This is a genomic window from Chitinivibrionales bacterium (genome assembly GCA_014728215.1).
In the GTDB taxonomy this organism is placed as follows: domain Bacteria; phylum Fibrobacterota; class Chitinivibrionia; order Chitinivibrionales; family WJKA01; genus WJKA01.
In genome coordinates, this window is sequence record WJLZ01000095.1 from 1 (window position 1) to 3262 (window position 3262).

The 3262-nt window shown below is 46.9% G+C and carries 4 protein-coding genes; 2 read left to right on the forward strand and 2 right to left on the reverse strand.

Going from position 1 to position 3262, the window contains the following annotated elements:
• Both GF401_07500 and GF401_07505 read right to left on the reverse strand, forming a co-directional pair.
• A partial coding sequence (locus tag GF401_07500; GenBank protein MBD3344891.1) for a phosphoribosyltransferase occupies positions 1 to 208 on the reverse strand: 208 nt, incomplete at its 3' end.
• 323 nt (positions 209 to 531) lie between these two features.
• Positions 532 to 1008: a hypothetical protein gene (locus tag GF401_07505; protein MBD3344892.1), complete on the reverse strand. Its 477-nt coding sequence runs from the start codon at positions 1006 to 1008 to the stop codon at positions 532 to 534.
• A gap of 748 nt (positions 1009 to 1756) precedes the next feature.
• Here GF401_07505 and GF401_07510 point away from each other — a divergent pair.
• Both GF401_07510 and GF401_07515 read left to right on the forward strand, forming a co-directional pair.
• Complete coding sequence (locus tag GF401_07510; protein ID MBD3344893.1) at positions 1757 to 2194, forward strand: hypothetical protein; 438 nt, start codon at positions 1757 to 1759, stop codon at positions 2192 to 2194.
• Positions 2195 to 2219: 25 nt separating this feature from the next.
• Positions 2220 to 3038, forward strand: coding sequence for a DUF3786 domain-containing protein (locus tag GF401_07515; protein ID MBD3344894.1), 819 nt, complete (start codon positions 2220 to 2222; stop codon positions 3036 to 3038).
• The last annotated feature ends 224 nt before the right edge of the window (positions 3039 to 3262 follow it).

Consider the following 3262-nt stretch of genomic DNA (forward strand, 5'->3'; position numbering starts at 1 on the left):
CATCCAAGGGCAACTCCAGACGACCTGCGACCGCCAATCCGACAGGCACCCCGCCGGCGGGAATGCCAAAGACGATGCCATTTTCCAGTGGGAAGGGTTCCAGCATCTCGCCGAGTATCATCCCGGCGTGGTGCCGGTCTTTGAAAACCGCTGTTTTATTTTTTATTTCCGGCTGTTGGTGTATGCCGGAGATTTTGGTCTGGTTCATTTTCAGCCTCCTTCAATCATTTTCTGTTCCCATTGTAGCATAGAAACAGGGAAGGAGACAGACCGCTCTTATTCAGTCTCAGACAACTGATCTTTAAGGTTTCTGACAATTTGCTCTAACATATCAAAATGGAGTTGGCTTGTCGGAAGGCCAGAAACACTTTCGCCCGACGCATGTCATCATGTTCAGAAGCGTCAGGAGGTAGATGAAAGTATTTCAAAACGCGTGAATTTTTCCAAGAATGGCGTGGGCAAAAAACTGGAATTTATCGTTAAAAAAACGTTTTCTTGTGCTTTTTATGGTGCGCTTCTAATTATCTGTTGTTATTTAAAATAATTTAGATTTTTTCTTATAGCAATAATTGCCACCACACCCGCGATGATGATGGTGATAATATTGCCCGATATTGGCGAGGATCCATCCGGCGCGGAGGGGGTACTGTGATCAACTAAATCGGCATATTCCGTTTTGTTGGGATTCGATTGTATCTTGTTCAGCGTCCTGTCAAATATCAGTTCACCGGTAAACATTTCCTGCGAAATGAAGGGGTTAATTTCTTTGAGATTGTAATTGTTCGCCAAAATGATGCCATTGGGATCCTTTTCATCTGAAATATTTACTGCTCCATTTCCCATCTCTCGATTTTTTACAGAGGGTAAACGCATCTCTTCCTCGTCGAGCATTTCTTCATTGCTGCTCCCGATCGGGTTGGAATTAAGATTTTCATTTGGGGAAGAGCTTGTAAATTCAGCGAATATTAATACGAAAACAAAAAAATAGAAAAGGATATGATACCGCATATAGCACCTCCAGTTACCTACAACGAACTATAACACTCTTATAAACACATTCCCATCACGGCATGATTTTGAAAAAGGCCGGTCTGACATCCAAATTTTTGCAATTAGCGTGCAAATAAAGCAGATGACCATGATTTTGGCACGTTAAAGCCAGCCAATATCGCATCCCACTTCATCTCTGAAAACTTTTTTGACGACCCCACAACCTTCGATTAAACATGTAACTCATTGTAAAGAATATTTTTAATCCCGATATGTAACAATATTCAGTCAGAAAACGAGAAACCGGGTGTCGGAATTTTTAATTCGCTTATGATTTGTAAAGGGCATTCCTGGTTGAGAAAAGTCACATTCCCAGTACGGTGACGGCAATGGGATAAGACCTGTAAATATTTGTTATTTAACATATATTCAGATAATATTAGTTCTTATAGGTGACAACTTCAAACTCCCAATCCGATTCGGACCGTAAGCCAAAGGTATTCAGACAAACAAACCGACAGTTCCTAAAAGTTTACCGACACAGCCACTTCCGACCCCGGATCCCATGCCCAAAGCCATACCGAGCTTTTAAGAGTTAAAACAGAGAGCACCATGCAGAATAGACTGTTTTGATAATGTTTTTCTTGACACGTAATTTGTAACTTCTGTATGCATCTGTAGGAGGGCGTAACTACAAAATCGCTGATTTGAAAGCCGGATCGCACAGCCGACAGCCTGAAACCAGAAAAGAATGAGGGGATAATCAATGGAAAAAACGATGATCGACCAGATCAGCTTGAGGATCCTGGAACGCGACCCGCCCCTCGATCTCTTTTTTGTATTCCAGAAAGAAACTGACGAGGCGGAACTCCATTGCATCTCTTTGAATATGAACGAAACCAGCGATGACGTCTCATCGATGGTCGCTCTGGGAGACAGCCTTGATCGCTACAGGGAAGAGGAGGGGGTGCTGATGGTCATCGACGGCGCTTCGCCGAACCGGCACGTCTATGCCGTCGATTTCAATCCCCAGGAAAACGAAATCTATTTTTTCAACGCACAAGAGACGGAAGACATGTTCGACCTGCTCTCACCACAGATCGCCTCCCTTGCACCGTACATTAAAAAAGATTGGCTCGATTTTGCCGGTCCGTTTCCCGGATGCGATCATCAAACCGTATTTTCTTATGGTTCAGATACATAAGATTTAGAGATAAAAGGATTTTTGTATGGCCAAACCGAAAAATGCGATGGAGATATTCCAGCACCTGGACAAATCCAATTGCAGGGAATGCGGCGAAAAGACCTGCCTTGCGTTTGCCGGAGCTGTGTTTAAGGGCGAAAAAGCCCTTGACCGGTGTCCGAAACTGGATGCGCAGACCATCGAAGCGCTCTCCGGCGGAGGAGAAGCCGCCAATCCTGCGGAACAAACCCGTGAGGAATATCTCCGGAAACTGAAAGAAGAGATCGCCCACACAGACCTTTCCGAAGCGGCGGAGCGGGTGGGGGGGCGATTCAACGGAAAGAAGCTGACCGCCAAGGTACTCGGCAAGGATTTCAATGTCGATACAAATGGAATCCTTTCCGCCGAAATCCACGTCAACCCCTGGGTAGCGGTCCCCTTTCTAAACTATGTGATCTATGCCGAAGGGGTCTCCCCCACCGGGAACTGGGTCTCCTTCCGGGAATTGAAAAACGGTCCGGAGCGTTACCCGCTGTTCCAGAAGCGCTGCGAGGAGGCGATGAAACAGGTAGCGGATGTTTACACCGATCTTTTCGACGATATGGTCCACCTTTTCGGGGGAAAGCAGGTGGATGAGGCGTTTGAATCGGACATCGCCGTGGTCCTCCATCCTCTTCCCAAGGTACCCATCATGATCTGCTACTGGGAGCCGGAAGAGGATCTGGCCTCGGCCCTGAATCTCTTTTATGACGAAACAGCGGACAGAAATCTCGATATCGGCTCCCTCTTCACCCTGGGAGCCGGGCTGACGCAGATGTTCGAAAAGCTGGCCGCGCGGCATGGATATGTGCCGGCGGCAGGGTAGGAGAGGGTAAAAAAAGGAGCAGAAAGCGGGAGGGGCAACGCCACAAGAAAGGATCTATCGGGAAAAGGCGCCGTTCGGGCGCCTTTTCTCTTTCGGACTAATCCAGAATGTCCAGGATCTCTTTGAGGATGTGCTTTTTCTTGGACTTTTTCTTGTGATAGTGCTTGTCGTAGTGGGGCTTTTCCCGGTACTTATCCGGTTTTCCCTGGGGCGGATAGTAGGGC